Here is an 18435-nt window from a genome sequence, read left to right on the forward strand (position 1 = left end):
CGCAGGCGTCTCGCCTGCTCTTGGAAGCGTCGCGACAGGCCGATAGGAAGAGCAGGCGAGACGCCTGCGGTCCGAGGAAGAAGCAGTCTCAACGCAGATTGGTGTAAGGCGCGTACGTGGAAATCCTGCTGCTCTTCTCCGCCTTCGTGATCGCGACCTGCGGGCTGATCTACGAGCTGATCGCCGGCACGCTGGCGAGCTATCTCCTTGGCGATTCCGTCACGCAGTTCTCCACCATCATCGGCACCTATCTCTTCGCCATGGGCGTGGGCTCCTGGCTGTCACGCTATCTCGAGCGCGACCTTCTCGGCCATTTCGTCCGCATCGAGCTGCTGGTCGGGGCGGTCGGCGGCAGTTCGGCCGCTGCCCTCTTCATCCTGTTCGACCATGTCGCCTCCTTCCGCCTCTGGCTCTACTCCCTGGTCGGGGTCATCGGCATCCTGGTCGGCATCGAAATCCCGCTGCTGCTGCGCATCCTGGAAGGACGGCTTGCCTTCAAGGACCTGGTCTCCAAGGTCTTCACCTTCGACTATATCGGTGCGCTCTTCGCCTCCCTGCTGTTTCCGCTGGTGCTGGTGCCCTATCTCGGCCTGATCCGCTCGGCCTTCCTGTTCGGCATCCTCAATACGCTGGTGGCGATCTGGGTGCTCTACGCCATCAAGGCGCCCATCCTCCGCCGCGGCGCGCACAAGGCCGCCGCCTTCGTGGTCCTGGCCGCGCTCGGTGCCGGCTTCGTCTGGTCCGAGCGCATCCAGTCGATTGCGGAGGCGAGCGCCTATCCGGGCACGGTTGTTTACGCCGAATCCACGCCCTATCAGCGCATCGTGGTCACGCGCCAGCAGCGCGACATCCGCCTCTTCCTCAATTCGAACCTGCAATTCTCCTCGCTCGACGAATATCGCTACCACGAGGCCCTGGTGCATCCGGTGATGAGCGCCCTCAAGGCCCCGCGCAGGGTGCTGATCATCGGCGGCGGCGACGGGCTGGCCCTGCGGGAGGTCCTGAAATACCCGGCGGTCGAAGCGGTCACCATGGTCGATCTCGATCCGGCCGTGACGCGCCTGTTCTCGCACAACGAGATGATGACGGGTCTCAATGGCGGCTCGTTGTCCTCGCCCAAGCTGACCCTCATCAACGCCGACGCCTTCCTCTGGCTGCGTGAACAGAAGCCTGCCGAGATGCGCTTCGACGCCGTGATCATCGACCTGCCCGATCCGTCCAATTTCTCGATCGGCAAGCTCTATTCGCTCACCTTCTACCGCCTCCTGAAGTCGGCGGTGAACCAGGACGGCCTGGTGGTGATCCAGAGCACCTCGCCTCTGGTCGCGCGCAAATCCTTCTGGTGCGTCAACAACACGCTGGCAGCGGCCGGCTTCCAGACCGCGGCCTATCACCTCTTCGTGCCGTCCTTCGGGGAATGGGGCTTCATCATCGGCTCCTTCTCACCCTATCGCCCGCCGGACCGCCTGCCTGAGGGGCTGCGCTTCCTTGATCTGCCGACCATGCAGGCGATGTTCCAGTTCCCGCCCGACATGGCCCATGTCGCCACCGCCATCCAGCGCCTCGATGACCAGCCGCTGGTGCGCTATTTCGACGAGGAGTGGGGCAATTACCTCATTTATTGAGATATGGTGTGCCAGTCTTCTCAGCCCCATCGAGGGATGGGGCGGGACCGGTATCCTGGCAGTGGTTCCATGCCGGTCTGAAGACCGGCACACCATGGCGCTGCCATGACCCGGATCAGCCGCAAGCAATTCCTCGCTTTGGGGGCCGCCTCGCTCGGCCTGGCCGGCGCCGGGCTGGTGGGCGGAGACTTGCTGGCGGGCAAGGGGGTGCCGGGCGGCGGCGAGGGCGGTTCCGTGCCCGGGGATCTGGTGGGCGCGTCTTCCCGCATCGGTCACAGGCTGCGGAGCGGCGGCTTCCCGGCGCCGGGAGAGACGCTGAAAACCGGCATCCTCGTCGTCGGTGGCGGCATAGCGGGCCTCGGCGCGGGCTATCGTCTCGCCAAGGCGGGCTATGACGATTTCCTGCTGCTCGACCTCGAGGCTGCTCCCGGCGGCAATGCCGCCAGCGGCCGCAACGAGGTCTGTGCCTTTCCCTGGGGCGCCCACTACGTGCCGCTGCTCACCGAGGAGGCCAGGGCGGTCAGGGCGCTGTTCCAGGATTTCGGCATCATCACCGGCTACGACGCCAAGGGCACGGCCATCTATGACGAATACGCCCTCTGTGCGGATCCTTCGGAGCGGCTCTATCGCTATGGACGCTGGCAGGAAGGCCTGATGCCTGCCATCGGCCTCGATGCCGACGAGGAGGCCGACGGCAAGCGTTTCTTTGCGGCGATGAAGGCGTTTCGCCAGCGCATTGGCAGCGACGGCCGGCGCGCCTTCGCCATTCCGCTCGACCTGAGCTCGCAGGACGCCGATCTGATGGCGCTCGATGGCCTCACCATGGCGGCCTGGATGGAGTGGGAGGGTTATCGCTCGCCGTCCCTGGCCTGGTATGTCGACTATTGCTGCCGCGACGACTACGGCACGCGCTCGCGCGATGTCTCGGCCTGGGCCGGCATCCATTATTTCGCTGCCCGCAATGGCCGTGGCGCCGATGCCGAGGACCAGGGCCTGGTGACCTGGCCGGAGGGCAATGGCTATCTGGCGCGCCGCCTCGCCGATGCGCTCGGCCCGCGCATAAGGACGCGTTCGCTCGCCCATGCCGTCGAAGCGAAAGGCAATGGGGTGGCCGTCGACGTCTGGGACGCGGCTGAAGACAAGGCCCTCCGCATCGAGGCGAAGGCGGCCATCCTGGCGACGCCGCATTTCGTCACGGCGCGGCTGCTGCGCGACCAGAACCTTGCCGCCGGTTTCTCCTACGCGCCCTGGGCCGTCGCCAACATCACGCTGAGCCGCCTGCCCGGCGGCACCGGCGCCAATCTGAGCTGGGACAATGTCGTCTTCGACAGCCCCTTGCTCGGCTATGTCGTCGCCACCCACCAGATCACGCAGATGCGCCCGACCAGGACGGTGCTGACCTATTATTGGCCGATCAGCCACCTGCCGCCCGAGGACGCCCGCCGCGAGGCGCTCGCCCGCTCCCTGGAAGAATGGCAGGCGACCTTCCTGAAGGAACTCCTGGCCGTGCATCCCGAACTCGAAGGCCATGTCGAGCGGGCCGATGTCTGGGTCTGGGGCCATGCCATGATCCGGCCGGTGCCGGGCTTCATCTGGGGCGGCCAGCGGCGGGCCGGGCTGCAGCAGCGGCCGCCCATCTTCACCGCCCATTCCGACATGAGCGGCGTTTCCATCTTCGAGGAAGCCTATACGCATGGCGTGCGTGCGGCGGAGAAGGCCATGGCCTATAGTGGCCATCCTTTCGAAACGGTGCTGTGATGGCGCGGGCAGATCAGGGAAAGCCATTGGCAGCGCAAGCACAAATCTCGGGAGCCGAGCCGGCTCCGCTGATAGATGGGGCCTCCGCCCAGGCCCAGGCCTTTGCCCCCGGCCTGCATCTGCTCATCGATTTCTGGGACTGCCGGGGCCTCACCGATGCCGCGGGCATCGAGCATACCTTGCGCGAGGCCGCGGCCGCCTGCGGCGCCACGGTGCTCGGTGTCAAGCTGCACGGTTTCGGCGACACCGGCGGCCTCACCGGCGTCGCTTTGCTCGCCGAATCCCATATCAGCATCCACACCTGGCCCGAGACAGGCTATGCCGCCCTCGACATCTTCATGTGCGGGCGCTGCGATCCCCGCCGGGCCCTGCCGGTACTGGAAGCTCATTTCGCGCCGAGGCGGGTGAAGGTGAGCGAGCACAACAGGGGCTGAGGCTACCGTTCCTTTTCATGGCGATTGCATGCCGCAAGTGTATTGCTATATTGATACACATGGACGCTTCCGACCTCACCATATTGCCCGGTGCCGCCGAGCCGATCTATCGGCAGATCGCCGGTCAGTTGCGCCGGATGATCGTGAGCGGCCAACTGCAGAAGGGCGCGTCGTTACCCTCCGTCCGGGACGTCGCGGCCTTTCACGCCATCAATCCGATGACGGTGTCGCGTGCCTATTCACTGCTGGAAACCGAAGGGCATCTCGAGCGCCTGCAGGGGCGCGGCATGATCGTCGCGTCGTCGTCCCGGCGTGCCGCCTCGCTCGATCAACGCCTGGGGCTGATCGAACCTCATCTTGTGGAAATGGCGCGTCAGGCGCGCGAACTAGAATTGCCCGGCGACGTCATCTTGCGCCGGCTCGCTGCCTTGCTGGAGGGGAAGGAATGACGGGTTTTGCGTCGATACAGTCGATCCCGGCAGCGACGCCGATACGAGCGGCCGGGCTGAGCAAGTTCTACGGTACGCAGCAGGCCCTTAGCAATGTCGGCCTGCGCATAGAGCCCGGCGAGATCGTCGGGCTCGTCGGGCGAAACGGCGCCGGCAAGTCGACGCTGATCCGGGCCTTGCTTGGCCTGATCGAGGTCGAGGCCGGCATGTCCTGGGTCCTCGGCGAAGCGGCACTGACGATGGGCGACGATGTCAAGGCACGTCTGGCCTATGTTTCACAGACCCCGACTGCACTCGAATGGATGTCGGTCAAGCAGATGATGCACTTCATCGCTCGGCTCTATCCGAGGTTGGATCGAGACTATGTGAACGAGGAACTGAGGCGTGCCCAAATCCCGATTGATCGCAAGCTCTCGGCACTTTCGCCGGGAGAACGTCAACAGGTCGAACTGGTGCGGGCCCTGGCCACCCGTCCAGAGCTTCTGGTCTTGGACGAGCCCGCCTCCGCGCTCGATCCCGCGGCCCGCCGGGACCTTTTGCGCGACATCGTGGGCCGCGCCGGTGAAGGCGGAACAACCGTGCTGTTCTCGACGCATATCGTGTCGGATCTCGAACGTGTGGCGTCGCGTATTTTGTTCCTGCATCAAGGGCGTCTCATCCTGGATGCTCCGGTGGACGATCTCAAGGAATGCGTGGCCCAGGTGGTCGTGCCGTCCCATGCACTGTCGGAAAGCTCCATGGTAGGAGAGCTTCATCGTCGAATTCTGGCCGATGGCGCCATCTCGCTGGTGCTTCGGCGCTCGCCCGCCGAAGACTGGCCCGATTTCGCTCGCCGGGCGGGTGTCAGAGCGCTCGGCATCGAGGATCTCTTCGTGGAGATTGCGCAATGAAGCGGGAGCAGATCTGGCTGAGATCGACGCTGGGGTGCGACCCCACGCTCGGATGCACTTGCCTATTCTGGTTTGTGGCGACCTTCCTCCTGTCCCCATTACTCAGCTTTGGCGATCATGCCTCTGCGCGCATCGTCTTGATTTATCTCGGTTGTTCTGCTGCGTGCTGGTTCTATGCCTTGGAAGCGACCCGTCGCCGCGCGGAAGTAGCGGCTGCCCTCCTCGTTCCTCGCCTCGGCCGCTATGCCGTCGAGGGACTCCTTCTTTTCGCAGCAGCCCAGATCATAGTGCCATCGTTGATCATCGGGCTGGCCCGACGCTCGCCGATCGAGGGACTGGTTTCATGCGCCATCCAGATCAGCGTTATCATGGGAGGATTGATCGCCTTGCGAATGAACCCCAGCAATATGGGGCGATTGCAGGGGTACGGATGGCTTTTCTTCTACATCGCGATAATACTGTTGGGACTAGAAGAGGCGATGTGGGGCGCGAGGATTCCCCATTTCTTCGGATGGGGCGTGACGGTGCTGACAGCATGCCTCATTGCCGCGGCCGCCTGGTTCTACAGGCCCGTCTTGCTGCCCTCAAAACGCGATCCTTCAGTGGCAGCCGAGCATAAAGTAGATACCGTCGTCCGAGCGATAGGGTATATTTTTGTAAATAAACGTCAATTTAGTAAAAATAACGCAACAGTTTATTCTGAAATTACGAGTGTTTTCGGCGGAGATAATTCAGAGTTGAATTCAATTTCAGGGTCAGAGGCATTGCGTTGTCTTTTGTGGAAGGATCTGGAAAACGGTTTTCGATGGTCGCATGTGATGAAGGAGTTTCTGCAGCGTCTGGTGGTCCTCGGACTGATCGGCGGCGTTCTTATAGGTTTTCAGTATCTCTTCGGTGGGGGGATAAAACAGCCTCCGAATCTCATATGGCTCTTTCTCGCCATGTTGAATTCAACCACATTGGAGCAGGCCAAGAAGATTTGGAATTTCAATCATCACGTATCGGCCGATCGCGAGTTGGCCGCAATGGCGCCGGGGTTTGGGGCGGGATATGCGCTAAAGGTCAGATTTCTGAGAGCTGCTATTTCGCCTTCCATTCAGACTCTGATTTTGGACATAGCAAGCATGAATATTTGTGTAATTGTTATGTCTTTTGTATACAAGGACATAATCAAATATGATTCTATATTTTCAATTTTAGTAATTAACGCGACAATGGTTATTTATAATTCCGTGAGAATTCGCATTATGCTGAAAACATTACTTGGCATGTGGGATCCGAATAAGCATGAGGGAGCGTTTCTTAATTTTGTTTCGATACCCTTTGTGCTTCTTATGATGGCGGCATTGGAAATGCCAGGATCGTTCACGGCGGTCATGGCAGGTATTTGCATGTTGGCGGTGTTATATATTACCAAAACAATACGAGATGATTTGCGTGTATATTTTAACTATCCTCATCCATTCTTACCGAGGCATTGACATTGGTGGGGCGGAATAGCCGCTGTCAAAATGTGAATAATTAACGGGTCGCTTCTTGGCGAGACCATATTGACCAAGCGTATATATCGTTCGAGCATATTTTTGGCTGTCACCCCTCCTCCACGCCCATGTCGGCATCGGTGAGATAGACTGTCTCGACCGTCCCCGATGGATGCACGCAATACCAGCTATAGGGGTTCAATTCCTCGTCGGTGATGATCGAGCGGCAGTTCGCGGCTTTCGAAAAATAGATGGCGAAGCGCCGCTCCTCTTCGAGCGAGTCCGGGCCGGGCTGCCAGACTTCGATCAAGAGCGGATAGGTTTCGCTCAGGGGCCGCACGACGACATGGACGTCGAGCGGCGTGTCGCTACCCGCTCCCCAGCTCTCAATCATCTCGTCCTTGGACCTGAAATAGGCGATCGCCCGCTCAGGCCCGAAATAGTGCCGGATGGCGCCTTGGATCGTCTCGATATCGAGGTGGCGGTCGATGAAGAGCTGGAAGAAGCCCATGCCTTGCCCGGTGATGTGAAAATCCCGCCGAGCTTGTGCCCGGCGGGCATGATCGTTTTCTATTCCGCTGCGTCCTTGATCGGCTCCGGGGGCGTCCAGCGCAGCACGGGCTGGCGGGCGGCACGGGTTTCGTCCAGGCGCCGGCGCGGGGCGTGGTAGGGGGCACCGGAGAAGCGCTCGGTCTCGCCACGTTTGGCCGACAGGGCAAGGTCGCGCAGCGTGGCGATGAAGAGGTCGAGCGAGGCCTTGGATTCGCTCTCCGTCGGCTCGATCAGCATGGCGCCATGCACCACGAGGGGGAAATACATCGTCATCGGATGATAGCCCTCGTCGATCATCGCCTTGGCGAAATCGAGCGTGGTCACGCCGGTATCCTTGAGCCAGGTGTCGTCGAACAGCGCCTCGTGCATGCAGGGCTGGTCGCCGAAGGGGGCCGACATCAGATCAGCCAGGCCGGCGCGGATATAGTTGGCGGAGAGCACCGCATCCTCCGAGGCCTGCCGCATGCCGTCGGTGCCATGCGAGAGCATGTAGGTCAGCGCCCGTGTGAACATGCCCATCTGGCCGTGGAAGGCGGTGAGGCGGCCGAAGGGCGTCTCGCCATTCATCACTTCTTCGGCCCGTTCGACCAGCACGCGGGCATTGACGACATAGGGGAACGGCGCAAAGGGCGCGAGCTTGTCGGAGAGCACCACCGGTCCCGCGCCCGGCCCGCCGCCGCCGTGGGGCGTCGAGAAGGTCTTGTGCAAATTGATGTGCATGGCATCGACGCCGAGATCGCCGGGGCGGACCTTGCCGACGATGGCGTTGAAATTGGCGCCGTCGCAGTAGAAATAGGCGCCGGCCTGATGCACCACATCGGCGATGGCGCGCACGTCCCGTTCGAATAGCCCGCAGGTGTTGGGGTTGGTCAGCATGATCGCGGCGACATGCGGCCCCAGCGCCTTCTTGATCTCGGCCGGATCGACGGTGCCGTCTGCGCGCACGGGGATCGATGCCACCGTGAAGCCGATCAGGGCCGCGGTGGCCGGATTGGTGCCATGGGCCGAGTCGGGCACCAGCACGACCTTACGCGTCTCGCCTTCGCCCCTGGCCGCGATGGCCGCCTTGATTGCCATCATGCCGCAGAGCTCGCCATGCGCGCCGGCCTTCGGGCTCATCGCCACCGCCGGCATGCCGGTGAGGGTCTTGAGGTAATGGGCGAGATGATCGATCACAGCCAGAGCGCCGGGCACGGTCGAGATCGGCTGCAGCGGATGGATGTCGGCAAAGCCCGGCAGCCGCGCCACCTTCTCGTTGAGGCGCGGATTGTGCTTCATGGTGCAGGAGCCGAGCGGGAAAAGCCCGGTGTCGATGCCGAAGTTCTTCTGGCTCAGGCGCACGAAATGGCGCATCGCCTCCGGTTCGGCGAAGCCGCGCAGGCCGATCGGATCCTTGCGTTCGAAGGCACCGAGCCTCGGCTCGAAATCCTCGACCTCTTCGACGTCGACGCCGGTCACGTCGATGCGACCGATCTCGAACAGCAAGGCTTCCTCGATGATGAGGGCGCGATTGCCGGTAAAGGTGGGATTGATGGCCTCCGCCCCGTCTCCTGGGGAGGAGGGACGTCCCTGACGGTTCAGCATCAGACCAGCTCCTTCAGGGCGTTCACGAGGGCGGTGCGATCCTCGTCGGTGTTCACTTCGGTGGAGGCAATGATCAGGAGATCCTTCAGCTCGGCATTGGGCGACAGGCGCGAATAGGGCACGCCCCCCAGGATGCCCCGGGCTGCCAGCTTCTCCAGCAGCGAGGCGGCACTGCCTGATACCCGGATGGTGAACTCGTTGAAGAAGCTCTTCTGGATGATCTCGATACCATCAACCTTGGCCAGCATGTCGGCCAGCTTCACCGCATTGGCATGGTTGACGCGGGCGAGCCTGCGTAGGCCCTTCTCGCCGAGCAGTGCCATGTGGATGGTGAAGGCCAGCACGCACAGGCCCGAATTGGTGCAGATGTTCGAGGTCGCCTTGTCGCGGCGGATATGCTGCTCGCGCGTGGAGAGCGTCAGCACGAAACCGCGCCGGCCCTCGGCGTCCACCGTCTGGCCGCACAGGCGCCCCGGCATCTGGCGCACATATTTCTGGCGCGTGGCGAACAGGCCGACATAGGGCCCGCCATAATTGAGGGCATTGCCGATGGACTGGCCTTCACCGACCACGATATCGGCGCCCATTTCGCCCGGCGACTTGACGAGGCCGAGCGAGACCGCCTCGGTGAACACCGCGATCAGCAGGGCGCCGGCCTTGTGGCAGGCCTGTGCGATCGGGGTGAGATCGCGCAGATTGCCGAAGACGTCGGGGTTCTGCACCACCACGCAGGAGGTTTCGCCGTCGATCTCGGCGATCAGATTCTCGCTGCCGTCCACATCGGCGGGCATGGCCACCTCATGGTGGCCGGCCATCTTCGAGATGGTATGCACCACGTCGGTATAATGCGGATGCAGGCCGCCGGAGAGGACCGCCTTGGAGCGTCGGGTGATGCGATGGGCCATCAGCACGGCCTCGGCCGTGCCGGTCGAGCCGTCATACATCGAAGCATTGGCGACTTCCATGCCGGTCAGCAGCGCGACCTGGGTCTGGAATTCGTAGAGATATTGCAGCGTGCCCTGGGCGATCTCGGGCTGATAGGGCGTGTAGGAGGTGAGGAATTCCGAGCGCTGGATCAGATGGTCGACGGTCGCCGGCACATGATGCTTGTAGGCGCCGGCCCCGACGAAGAACGGCACCGAGGACGCCGTCACATTGCGCGAGGCGAAGGCGGTCATGATCTTCTCGACCGCCATTTCGCTCTTGGCATTCGGTAGCACCGGCGGCGCCTTCAGGAGCTTGTCGGCGGGGACGGCGGCGAAGAGATCGTCGATGCCGTTGACGCCGATCTTCGCCAGCATGGCGCTGCGATCCTCGGCGGTCAGGGGTAGATAGCGCATGGATCAGGCTCCGATATGGGCCTTGTAGGCCGCATCGTCCATGAGGGCGTCGAGTTCGGCCGGGTTGGAGAGCTTGATCTTGATGAACCAGCCCTTGCCGAGCGGATCCTCGTTCACGGTGGAAGGCTGATCGGGCAGGGCCTCGTTCACTTCCAGCACCTCGCCGGATACCGGCGCATAGACCTCGCTGGCGGCCTTCACCGATTCCACCACCGCGGCTTCGTCGCCCTGCTTGAGCACCTTGCCGGCGGCGGGAAGCTCGATGAACACCACGTCGCCGAGCTGCGACTGGGCGTAGTCGGTGATGCCGATCGTGGCGACGTCGCCCTCGACGGACACATATTCGTGGTCGCTGGTGAATTTGATCGTCGGCATAGGACTGTCCTCTGGTGGGATCGATTGACAGGAACTAGGAAAGAAAATCGATGAATTCGGCATGGAGTGCGTCGCGCAGCCCCTCACCCGTACCCACTCCCCGCAAATGCGGGGCGAGGGGACGTTGGCGCATTTCATCCTTCTGCACCGTTGATATCTTGCGCGACGCCCAACACACCCCTCGCCCCGTTCTTACGGGGAGAGGGTGCGGGTGAGGGGCAGCGCAGCCGGTCACGTTGAAATCCCTCTACGATCTATGGAAACGGTGCGGGGCGAAGGGGAGCGGCACGACCTCGATCGGCACGTCCTTGCCGCGCAATTCGACGGTGAGGCCGGTACCTACGGCCGACAAAGCAGGGGGCACGTAGCCGATGGCGATGGGCCCGCCCACGGTGGGGCCGAAGCCGCCCGAGGTGACGACGCCGATGGTCTCGCCGGTCTGATTCTTCAAGGCCGCGCCTTCGCGCACGGGCGCGCGGCCCTCCGGCTTGAGACCGACGCGGATGCGAGCGGGGCCTTCCGCGATTTCGCGCTGGATGCGGGACGCACCGGGAAAGCCGCCCTGTTCGCGCCGGCGCTTCTGGATCGACCAGATCAGGCCAGCCTCGATCGGCGAGATGGTCGGATCGAGCTCATGGCCATAGAGGCACAGGCCCGCCTCCAGGCGCAGTGAATCGCGGGCGCCAAGGCCGATCGGCTTGACCCGTTCGTCGGCGAGGAGCGTGCGCCAGAGTGCAACGGCCTTGTCGTTGTGTACCGAGATCTCATAGCCGTCCTCGCCGGTATAGCCCGAGCGCGAGAGGCCGACCGCAATGCCGTCGAAGGTCGAGCGATGGGAAGCCATGAAGGGCATGGCTGCAGCGTCCGGGCAATGATCGGCCAGCACGGCGGCAGCGAGAGGCCCCTGCAGCGCGAGCAGGGCGTAGTCCGCGGCAACGACCAACTGGGCGCTGTCGCCGAGCTGGTCGCGCAACAGGGCAAAATCGGCGTCCTTGCAGCCGGCATTGACCACCAAAGCGAGCTTGCCGTCTTCGGCGGGGTCGGTCGAGCGCGCCACCATCAAATCGTCGAGCGTGCCGCCTTCGTCGTTCAGGAACTGGGTATAGCGCTGGCGGCCGGGGGCGAGATTGAGAATATCGGCCGGCACCAGGGTTTCCAGGGCTGCAGCGACGGCCTCATGGCTGTCGGCGATGAGATAGGCCTGCCCCATATGCGATACGTCGAACAGGCCGGCGGCGTTGCGCGTGTGGTTGTGCTCGGCGATGATTCCGGTGGGGTACTGGACCGGCATGTCGTAGCCGGCAAACGGTACCATGCGCGCGCCGAGGGCGACATGCTCGGCATGAAGGGGTGTCTTCAGGAGCGTTTGCTGATCTGGACTTGCGGCAGGCTCGGCCATGGGTACTCCGGCAAAAGGGTGCACGCCGGACGGATGTCCGGTTGTGCCCCCTCTGTCGCGGTTACCTGAGAGATTTCGCGATTCCGCACCCTGGGGAACCACTTACGCCCTTCGGTGAGCCCGAATGCTCGCACATTCGTGCCGCTTTCCAGAGTTTCGTTCCCCCGCGGTCCGGGTGCCTGAGAGTTTCCGGGGCGGTTGCTCCTTCGGCGCCGGTCCGTGATTCTCAAGAGAATCAGACCGAGCTCTTCCGCGGGGATCGGCCGAATGCCGGGAAGCTATCCCTGGCCTCACCTGTCGTCAACCCAACAGAATGAGGCGCGATGGGAAAAGATCAGAGGAATATAAGACCGGCTCAGCCCCGGCGCTTTTTCTTGGTGACAGTGCCGCCCTTGCCGTCGAAACCGACCACGATGTCATAGGAACTGAGCGGCTGCTCAAGGCCGATGGTGATCGGTGCCGAGGTGTCGACCACCCGGAAACTGCCCGGACCGCCGCCAGGCGTTGCCGCGGCGGAGACGCGGATCACCTTGGTGTAGACGGGCTTCTCGTCGCGGTCGCGGATGGTGATACGCACTGGCGCCGAATAGCCACCGCCGCCGGACGAAGCGACGTGACCCTCCACGCCGACCTTGATGGTGACGGTATTGCCGCTGGCGAGATCGCACTCACGGGCGAAGTTGGTGATCGAGAATTGCGCACTGGGGGGACCGTAGGCCGCCGCGCCGGTGGGAATGTTGATCTGCGGGCACTCGGTGTCGGGGTCGAAATCCACCCGCAGTGGGGCCTGGGATGCGGTCTGCGTGGGTGTCGCCGTTTCCGTCGGCGTGCCATAGACACCGGTAATCATGCTGCTGGTGCAGCCGCCGAGAAGGAGCGCCGGGGCGACCACACCTGCCAACAGGGCGCTACGAGCCGCCCAGACGCCATACTGACTGCCAACCATCGTCACGCTCCGCTGAATGCACGGCGTCCTTATAGCATGCCGTTCAGCTTCGGCCAGTCCGCCGCGGGCCCGCTATGCACAGGCCCTTTGAACCAGTCACCAGTCGGTGCGCTGCAGGAAGCGCCGCAGGATGTGGTGGGAGTAGAAACTGGCGACCGTAGCGAGGAAGGCTGGGAAATCGACATGGGCATTGTCATCGGCGCTGTCGGAGATGGTGCGCAGCACGGCGCAGGGAACGCCGTAGTCATGGCAGATCTGCGCCACGGCTCCGCTTTCCATCTCGATGGCAAAGGCGTCCGGAATGTCGTTTCGCAGGGCCGAGACCGCCGCGTGACCGTTGACGAACTGATCGCCGCTGATGATCAGGCCACGATGCAGGCGGGGAGCAGCGAGAGCGAAGCGTTCGCGGATCTCGGCGGAAAGCTGCGGCAGATCCTCGGCCAGGAAGGCCTCGATCGCTCCCGACAGGCTGTTGCTGATGGCCGCATTGGCGCTAAAGCGGGATATGCCTGTCAGGGGCACCTCGTAGCGCGGGAAGATCGGCCGCGCGTCGAGATCGTGCTGGAGCATGGCGTCGGCCACCACGATATCGCCGACCTTCACCGATCGGGCCGCGCCGCCGGCCACGCCGACATTGAGAATGGCGCCGACCTGGTAGGTATGGATGAGGCCGGCAGCGGCGGTGGCGGCTGCGACCTTACCGACCCGCGAGAGCGTCAGCACGCAGGGGCGGCCGAAGAGATGGCCGCTGTGATAGTCCCTGCCGCCGATGCGCTGCGTCTGCGTGGCGCCATCCTGCTTCATCAGGGCGAAAAGCGCTTCGGCCTCCTGGGCGAGCGGGACGAGAATGCCGAGGGGGGCGGTAGAAGAAACTGTCATGGGGACTTCCGGGGCGGGGCGGTTCAGCGAAGGCGGGAACGGACACCATAGGCCATTCGTTCATCGCCTTGATGTCAAGCCATTCCAAGGTGGTTGCCGGCCTTGCAAAAAGAAAGGCCGGGACTGAGCCCGGCCATCTCATCTCGTTCGTGGGGTTGCGCAGCGTCAGACCGCGATGCGCTCTTCGATCTCGTTGGGCTCGCGCAGCACATAGCCGCGGCCCCAGACGGTCTCGATGTAATTGGTGCCGTTGGTGGCGTTGGCCAGCTTCTTGCGCAGCTTGCAAATGAAGACGTCGATGATCTTCAGTTCCGGCTCGTCCATGCCGCCATAGAGATGGTTGAGGAACATCTCCTTGGTCAGCGTGGTGCCCTTGCGCAGCGAGAGCAACTCGAGCATCTGATATTCCTTGCCAGTCAGATGCACGCGCGAACCATGGACCTCGACCGTCTTGGTGTCGAGATTGACCACGAGGTCGCCGGTGGCGATCACCGACTGGGCATGGCCCTTGGAGCGGCGAACGATGGCGTGGATGCGGGCAACCAGCTCATCCTTGTGGAAAGGCTTGGTCAGGTAGTCGTCGGCGCCGAAGCCGAGGCCCTTCACCTTGTCCTCTATGCCGGCGAGGCCTGACAGAATCAGGATCGGAGTCTTGACCTTGGCCACCCTGAGGGAGCGCAGGACCTCGTAGCCCGACATGTCGGGGAGGTTCAGGTCGAGTAGAATGATGTCGTAATCATAGAGCTTGCCGAGATCGACACCTTCTTCGCCCAGATCCGTCGTGTAGACGTTGAAACTCTCTGACTTGAGCATCAGCTCAATGCTTTGCGCCGTGGCGCTATCGTCTTCGACAAGAAGTACGCGCATCTCAATCCCCCACTGCGGCCTCGGAGGGTCGACCGCCGTCGCGAATGCGCAGACGGCACGGTGAAGTCACCTCGTCGATGATCAACCGCGACGCTACGCAGGCATGGTTAACAAATTGTGATTCTCTCATGCAAGCGAAACTTGAAAACAAGGTCCAAAACTCCCTGTAACACATTGCCTGAAAGACAGATTCGGTGAGCGACAAGCGTCAACATTCACATGAAGAAACTCGCCTAAGCGATTCAACCGACTCACCCATTCGCCGCAGAATTTCGACAAACGTGGCGGTGAGTTCGTTGACCGTTGTTAGGGATCATTAACGAGGCAGGTAAATTAATGGTTACCGTCGGGGCAGCTTCTTAGGGATTCAGAGCGAATCAACAGCTTTCCTCGATCGTGCCGCCCGTGCAGTGGGAGCGGTGCCTGCTTCATCGGCGACGAAAGCGGCTGGACGCTTCACGGTGGAGCCGCGTCATCGAATCCGCCTGCTTCTTCAAGCTGTTAGAAACAAGTGAACGCAGTATTAATTTTGCTGTCCCCGCCTTCTTTGAAGCATAGCTGGGGTCGGATTCGGTAGTCGCGCTGCAACCTTTGGTCCCCAGGATAAATCTTAAGAAAAGAGGCGGGGGCATGGAGAAATGGTGTGCCGACTTGGTAAATCATGGCGTGCGATTTTCTTGACGGTCGACTGTCCCGCCTTGGTTCGCGGCTTTTTTGCGGCGAGTAAGGAAGAATTCACGTCCATGCCGGATGGTGTGGGTCTTCGCTGGGCCGATGGGTCTGGCGATCCGATTGTGCGGCCTGTCCCCATGGTAGGGGCGGCGGGCCGATGCGGCTGATGGAGTAGTGAGTAATGAAGTCGCGCGATACCCTTATTCGTCTCAAGCGCTTCCAGGCAGATGAGAGACGCCGCCAGGTCATCCAGATCGAAACCATGGTGGCCGAGTTCGAACGCATGGCGGGTGAACTCGACCGCGAAATCAAGGCCGAGGAAGCCAAGGCCGGCATCACCGATCCGAGCCATTTCGCCTATCCGACCTATGCCCGCGCAGCTACGGCACGCAGGGATAATCTGCGGGGTTCGGCCGACGATCTGAAGATCAAGCTGGAAGATGCCCGAAGTGCGCTCGCCGATGCCCTGGACGATCTGAAGATGGTCGAGACCCTCGACGATCGCGAAAAGGCCAGCGAGCGCAGCATCGCTGCCCAATAGAGCAAAGCGCGTTCAAGACTGGACGGTTGTTTGCTCTAATTCTTTTTTCGACGCGCCTTTGCGATTCCAGGTGACTCCGCCAAATCGCAAAACGCCATAGAAGTCGAGGTGGGCAAATCCCAGCCAGCCTCGGATTTGGAGACTGCAGGGCCGCCGTTCACTGCTTGGGCGTCGGCGGCTTGGTGCTGGTGCAGCGCAAATCCTTGCGCACGCAGGAGATGCCCGGGGTCGAACACATCGGCTTGCCATTCACCACCGCGCAGATGATGCATTCGTCGGTGATCTCCGTGCAATCGGGATTGCCGGCGACGAAGGACAGCACGCGGTCGTCGGGTGCGATGGGCTGGGAGGGAGCAGGAGGCTCCGGCGGCTTGGCTTGGCTGTCCTGCGCTTGCGACCACTCCTGGCCGACAGTCAGTATGGCGCTAGCCAGACACAGGCGGATCAGCACGCTGCGCATTGAGGCACACTCCCTGCAATCGGCCTTCAAAACAAAGACTTAAAGCAAAATACCGTCAGCCGCGGAACGCGGTGACCTCGATCTCGACTTTGATCTCGGGCTTGATCAGGTCGCAGATCAGCATGGTGGCCGCAGGTCGAATCTCCCCAAAGACCCGGCCGGTGACCGCCATCACGGTCTCCACATGGTCGGTGCTGGTCACATAATAGGTCGCACGTACCACCTGGCTCATGGCAAAACCACCCTCGACCAGCGCCTTTTCGATGGTCGCAAGCGTATTCTCGGTCTGGGCGGCAACGTCGTCAGGCAACGTCATGCTGGCATAGTCATAGCCGGTGGTGCCCGAGACGAAGCACCAGTCGCCTTGCACCACGGCGCGGGAATAGCCGGCGCTGCGTTCGAGCGGGGACCCGGTCGAGATCAGTTTGCGGGGCATGGATGCTTCCTCACACAGGCGCAGCGGTGATGCGCACGCCGCCATCGATCGTCTCGATGGCCACGGACATGCCGGCGGCACGGGCAATCAGCCCGGTGTAATAGGGCTGGATCAGGTGGCTATCGAGCGTGCCGTTTTCGGGCTCGCCCGCCAGAAGGCTGATCAGCCCGGGCGGAATGCGCGAATTGCCGCCAAGCGAGACGACCTCGAAGGTCGGCGCCTCGGGATCGCCGGTGACCTTGGCATTGATCGAGCCGCCACGCGGAATGGTCGTGGTGGCGACCACGAGCAGGTTCAGCAAGAGCTTGACCTTGTTCTTGGGCATGAACTGGCGCGGCGCCGACCAGCTCAGCGTCACCTTCTCGTCCTGGATGAAGCCGCGGGCGACGTTCTCGGCATCGCCGAGGTCGATCGAGGCCCCGGCCGAGCCGGCGGCGCCGAAGGCGATCCGCGCAAACTGCAGGCGGGCCGAGGCGTTCCGGGAGCTCTTCTTGATCAGGTCGAGAGCAAAAGCCTTCATCGAGGCATCGTCCTCGTCCTCGAGGACTTCGAGCCCGTTGACGATAGCGCCCACCGGATTGATCACGTCATGGCAGACGCGAGAGCAGAGCAGGGCGGCCAGATCAAGCGCATCGAGTTGAAAACCAGCGGTCATCGCAGCACCCAGAATAATTCAGGAGAGAAAGGCAAATCGGAAGAGAATCAGGTCTCGAGAACCTGTTTTTCAGATAGACTCTGCGGCGCGGGATGTGAAGGCGCGAGGTGCCAGCATGTCCGTTCCGCCCTGATTGCAACCCTGAGGCGCGCTGGCGAAGGGGGTGCAAAAATGAGCGGCAGACCCAATATTCTTGCGGTACGACGCCAATCAGGACTAAACAGGCCGCTGCTATCGGAGGCCCTTTTGACCCAGACCGCTCAGACTTCACCCTCGCCCCTTTCCAGCCCGGACGCGATTGCGCATGCCTTTGCCGAGATCGCCCGTGAGGCGGGCGCCGCGATCATGCAAGTCTATGCCAAGGGATGCGACGCCCGCATCAAGGACGACCGCTCGCCGGTGACGGAGGCGGACGAAGTGGCGGAGGCGATCATTCTGCGGCGGCTGGCGGATGTCATGCCCGACGTGCCGGTGGTGGCGGAAGAGTGCGCCGCCAAGGGGGTGATTCCGGATGTCGGCAGGCGCTTCATCCTGGTCGATCCGCTCGATGGCACCAAGGAATTCCTCAACCGCAACGGCGAGTTCACCGTCAACATCGCCCTGATCGAAGATGGCAGGCCCGTTGCCGGTTGTGTGTTCGCACCGGCGGTCGACACGCTTTACGCGGGCGGTGATACCGCCTGGCGCGTGCGGGACGGCGCCGAAGAGACGATCTCGACGCGGGCTTACCCCGTCGAGGGGCTGACGGCGCTGTGCAGCCGTTCTCATCCCGACGCCAAGAGCGAAGCCTTTCTGGCCGAATATGCCATTGCGGACCGGCGCGAAGCCGGGTCCTCCTTGAAGTTCTGCCGAGTGGCGGAAGGTGTCGCCGATGTCTATCCGCGCTTCGGGCCGACCATGGAATGGGATGTCGCGGCCGGTCATGCCGTGCTCTCCGCCGCGGGCGGGCAGGTGCTGATGCCCGATGGCGAAGACTTTCTCTATGGCAAGGCCGCTGCCGGCTTCCGCAATGTCGCCTTCGTTGCCTGGGGCCAGGACGCTCCTCGAAGATAACCATGGTCAGGGCCTTGCCTGGTGCTTCGGCCCGATGCC

Annotated in this window: 19 protein-coding genes and 1 riboswitch; of the genes, 8 read left to right on the plus strand and 11 right to left on the minus strand. The window is 62.5% G+C overall.

The window, feature by feature from the left end:
• Positions 1-116 precede the first annotated feature (116 nt).
• The 6 genes from QM672_RS01950 (at position 117) to QM672_RS01975 (ending at position 6637) form a co-directional block, all read left to right on the plus strand.
• Positions 117-1625: a polyamine aminopropyltransferase gene (locus tag QM672_RS01950; RefSeq protein WP_367624230.1), complete on the plus strand. Its 1509-nt coding sequence runs from the start codon at positions 117-119 to the stop codon at positions 1623-1625.
• A gap of 105 nt (positions 1626-1730) precedes the next feature.
• Complete coding sequence (locus QM672_RS01955; protein WP_415080467.1) at positions 1731-3383, plus strand: FAD-dependent oxidoreductase; 1653 nt, start codon at positions 1731-1733, stop codon at positions 3381-3383.
• A gap of 26 nt (positions 3384-3409) precedes the next feature.
• Complete coding sequence (gene speD, locus QM672_RS01960; protein WP_311933796.1) at positions 3410-3817, plus strand: adenosylmethionine decarboxylase; 408 nt, start codon at positions 3410-3412, stop codon at positions 3815-3817.
• A gap of 59 nt (positions 3818-3876) precedes the next feature.
• Positions 3877-4266 (plus strand): GntR family transcriptional regulator, encoded by a 390-nt coding sequence (locus QM672_RS01965; protein ID WP_311933793.1) that lies wholly within the window; start codon positions 3877-3879, stop codon positions 4264-4266.
• On the plus strand, positions 4263-5156 hold the full coding sequence (locus tag QM672_RS01970) for an ABC transporter ATP-binding protein (protein WP_415080468.1): 894 nt from the start codon (positions 4263-4265) through the stop codon (positions 5154-5156). Before QM672_RS01965 ends, QM672_RS01970 begins: the two co-directional genes overlap by 4 nt.
• Complete coding sequence (locus QM672_RS01975) at positions 5153-6637, plus strand: hypothetical protein (RefSeq protein ID WP_415080469.1); 1485 nt, start codon at positions 5153-5155, stop codon at positions 6635-6637. The genes QM672_RS01970 and QM672_RS01975 overlap by 4 nt, the downstream gene beginning before the upstream one ends.
• A 109-nt stretch (positions 6638-6746) precedes the next feature.
• Here the strand turns inward: QM672_RS01975 and QM672_RS01980 are convergent, their stop codons facing one another.
• The 8 genes from QM672_RS01980 to ctrA all read right to left on the minus strand — a co-directional run bounded on the left by QM672_RS01980 (position 6747) and on the right by ctrA (position 14579).
• Entirely contained in the window at positions 6747-7148 is a 402-nt protein-coding gene (locus tag QM672_RS01980; RefSeq protein ID WP_311933786.1) for a hypothetical protein, read from the minus strand.
• Positions 7149-7207: 59 nt separating this feature from the next.
• Positions 7208-8773, minus strand: a complete 1566-nt coding sequence (gene gcvPB, locus QM672_RS01985) for an aminomethyl-transferring glycine dehydrogenase subunit GcvPB (protein WP_415080470.1) — start codon at positions 8771-8773, stop codon at positions 7208-7210.
• Positions 8773-10113, minus strand: a complete 1341-nt coding sequence (gene gcvPA, locus QM672_RS01990; RefSeq protein WP_311933782.1) for an aminomethyl-transferring glycine dehydrogenase subunit GcvPA — start codon at positions 10111-10113, stop codon at positions 8773-8775. Before gcvPA ends, gcvPB begins: the two co-directional genes overlap by 1 nt.
• 3 nt (positions 10114-10116) lie before the next feature.
• Positions 10117-10488, minus strand: a complete 372-nt coding sequence (gene gcvH / locus QM672_RS01995; protein ID WP_394310420.1) for a glycine cleavage system protein GcvH — start codon at positions 10486-10488, stop codon at positions 10117-10119.
• A gap of 247 nt (positions 10489-10735) precedes the next feature.
• Positions 10736-11887 (minus strand): glycine cleavage system aminomethyltransferase GcvT, encoded by a 1152-nt coding sequence (gene gcvT, locus QM672_RS02000; protein WP_415080471.1) that lies wholly within the window; start codon positions 11885-11887, stop codon positions 10736-10738.
• Positions 11888-12044: 157 nt separating this feature from the next.
• A riboswitch (glycine riboswitch) is annotated at positions 12045-12150 on the minus strand.
• Positions 12151-12242: 92 nt separating this feature from the next.
• Entirely contained in the window at positions 12243-12833 is a 591-nt protein-coding gene (locus tag QM672_RS02005; protein WP_311933778.1) for a hypothetical protein, read from the minus strand.
• Positions 12834-12929: 96 nt separating this feature from the next.
• Complete coding sequence (locus tag QM672_RS02010; RefSeq protein ID WP_311933776.1) at positions 12930-13712, minus strand: 5'-methylthioadenosine/adenosylhomocysteine nucleosidase; 783 nt, start codon at positions 13710-13712, stop codon at positions 12930-12932.
• Between the two features lie 165 nt (positions 13713-13877).
• A complete protein-coding gene (ctrA, locus tag QM672_RS02015; protein WP_105861513.1) occupies positions 13878-14579 on the minus strand; it encodes a response regulator transcription factor CtrA in 702 nt (233 codons plus the stop codon).
• 853 nt (positions 14580-15432) lie between these two features.
• Between ctrA and fliJ the strand changes: the two genes are divergently transcribed.
• Positions 15433-15792, plus strand: coding sequence for a flagellar export protein FliJ (fliJ, locus tag QM672_RS02020; protein ID WP_105861515.1), 360 nt, complete (start codon positions 15433-15435; stop codon positions 15790-15792).
• 157 nt (positions 15793-15949) lie between these two features.
• Here the strand turns inward: fliJ and QM672_RS02025 are convergent, their stop codons facing one another.
• The 3 genes from QM672_RS02025 to chpT are packed head-to-tail and all read right to left on the minus strand — an operon-like array spanning position 15950 to position 17343.
• A complete protein-coding gene (locus tag QM672_RS02025) occupies positions 15950-16252 on the minus strand; it encodes a hypothetical protein (protein WP_311933774.1) in 303 nt (100 codons plus the stop codon).
• A gap of 55 nt (positions 16253-16307) precedes the next feature.
• Complete coding sequence (locus QM672_RS02030; protein WP_311933773.1) at positions 16308-16688, minus strand: RidA family protein; 381 nt, start codon at positions 16686-16688, stop codon at positions 16308-16310.
• A gap of 10 nt (positions 16689-16698) precedes the next feature.
• Positions 16699-17343: a histidine phosphotransferase ChpT gene (gene chpT, locus QM672_RS02035; protein ID WP_311933772.1), complete on the minus strand. Its 645-nt coding sequence runs from the start codon at positions 17341-17343 to the stop codon at positions 16699-16701.
• Positions 17344-17589: 246 nt separating this feature from the next.
• On the opposite strand from chpT, the gene cysQ reads away from it, so the two are divergent.
• Entirely contained in the window at positions 17590-18396 is an 807-nt protein-coding gene (cysQ, locus tag QM672_RS02040) for a 3'(2'),5'-bisphosphate nucleotidase CysQ (RefSeq protein WP_311933770.1), read from the plus strand.
• The last annotated feature ends 39 nt before the right edge of the window (positions 18397-18435 follow it).

The organism is Labrys sp. (in: a-proteobacteria), from assembly GCF_047605565.1.
In the GTDB taxonomy this organism is placed as follows: domain Bacteria; phylum Pseudomonadota; class Alphaproteobacteria; order Rhizobiales; family Labraceae; genus Labrys; species Labrys neptuniae.

What these genes read in the sequence shown, in the direction of transcription:
- QM672_RS01955 (WP_415080467.1), top strand. Translation starts at nt 1,731, where the DNA reads ATGACCCGGATCAGCCGCAAGCAATTCCTCGCTTTGGGGGCCGCCTCG.
- QM672_RS01965 (WP_311933793.1), top strand. Translation starts at nt 3,877, where the DNA reads ATGGACGCTTCCGACCTCACCATATTGCCCGGTGCCGCCGAGCCGATC.
- QM672_RS01970 (WP_415080468.1), top strand. Translation starts at nt 4,263, where the DNA reads ATGACGGGTTTTGCGTCGATACAGTCGATCCCGGCAGCGACGCCGATA.
- QM672_RS01975 (WP_415080469.1), top strand. Translation starts at nt 5,153, where the DNA reads ATGAAGCGGGAGCAGATCTGGCTGAGATCGACGCTGGGGTGCGACCCC.
- QM672_RS01980 (WP_311933786.1), bottom strand. Translation starts at nt 7,148, where the DNA reads ATGGGCTTCTTCCAGCTCTTCATCGACCGCCACCTCGATATCGAGACG.
- gcvPB (WP_415080470.1), bottom strand. Translation starts at nt 8,773, where the DNA reads ATGCTGAACCGTCAGGGACGTCCCTCCTCCCCAGGAGACGGGGCGGAG.
- gcvPA (WP_311933782.1), bottom strand. Translation starts at nt 10,113, where the DNA reads ATGCGCTATCTACCCCTGACCGCCGAGGATCGCAGCGCCATGCTGGCG.
- gcvH (WP_394310420.1), bottom strand. Translation starts at nt 10,488, where the DNA reads ATGCCGACGATCAAATTCACCAGCGACCACGAATATGTGTCCGTCGAG.
- gcvT (WP_415080471.1), bottom strand. Translation starts at nt 11,887, where the DNA reads ATGGCCGAGCCTGCCGCAAGTCCAGATCAGCAAACGCTCCTGAAGACA.
- QM672_RS02005 (WP_311933778.1), bottom strand. Translation starts at nt 12,833, where the DNA reads ATGGTTGGCAGTCAGTATGGCGTCTGGGCGGCTCGTAGCGCCCTGTTG.
- QM672_RS02010 (WP_311933776.1), bottom strand. Translation starts at nt 13,712, where the DNA reads ATGACAGTTTCTTCTACCGCCCCCCTCGGCATTCTCGTCCCGCTCGCC.
- ctrA (WP_105861513.1), bottom strand. Translation starts at nt 14,579, where the DNA reads ATGCGCGTACTTCTTGTCGAAGACGATAGCGCCACGGCGCAAAGCATT.
- fliJ (WP_105861515.1), top strand. Translation starts at nt 15,433, where the DNA reads ATGAAGTCGCGCGATACCCTTATTCGTCTCAAGCGCTTCCAGGCAGAT.
- QM672_RS02025 (WP_311933774.1), bottom strand. Translation starts at nt 16,252, where the DNA reads ATGCGCAGCGTGCTGATCCGCCTGTGTCTGGCTAGCGCCATACTGACT.
- QM672_RS02030 (WP_311933773.1), bottom strand. Translation starts at nt 16,688, where the DNA reads ATGCCCCGCAAACTGATCTCGACCGGGTCCCCGCTCGAACGCAGCGCC.
- chpT (WP_311933772.1), bottom strand. Translation starts at nt 17,343, where the DNA reads ATGACCGCTGGTTTTCAACTCGATGCGCTTGATCTGGCCGCCCTGCTC.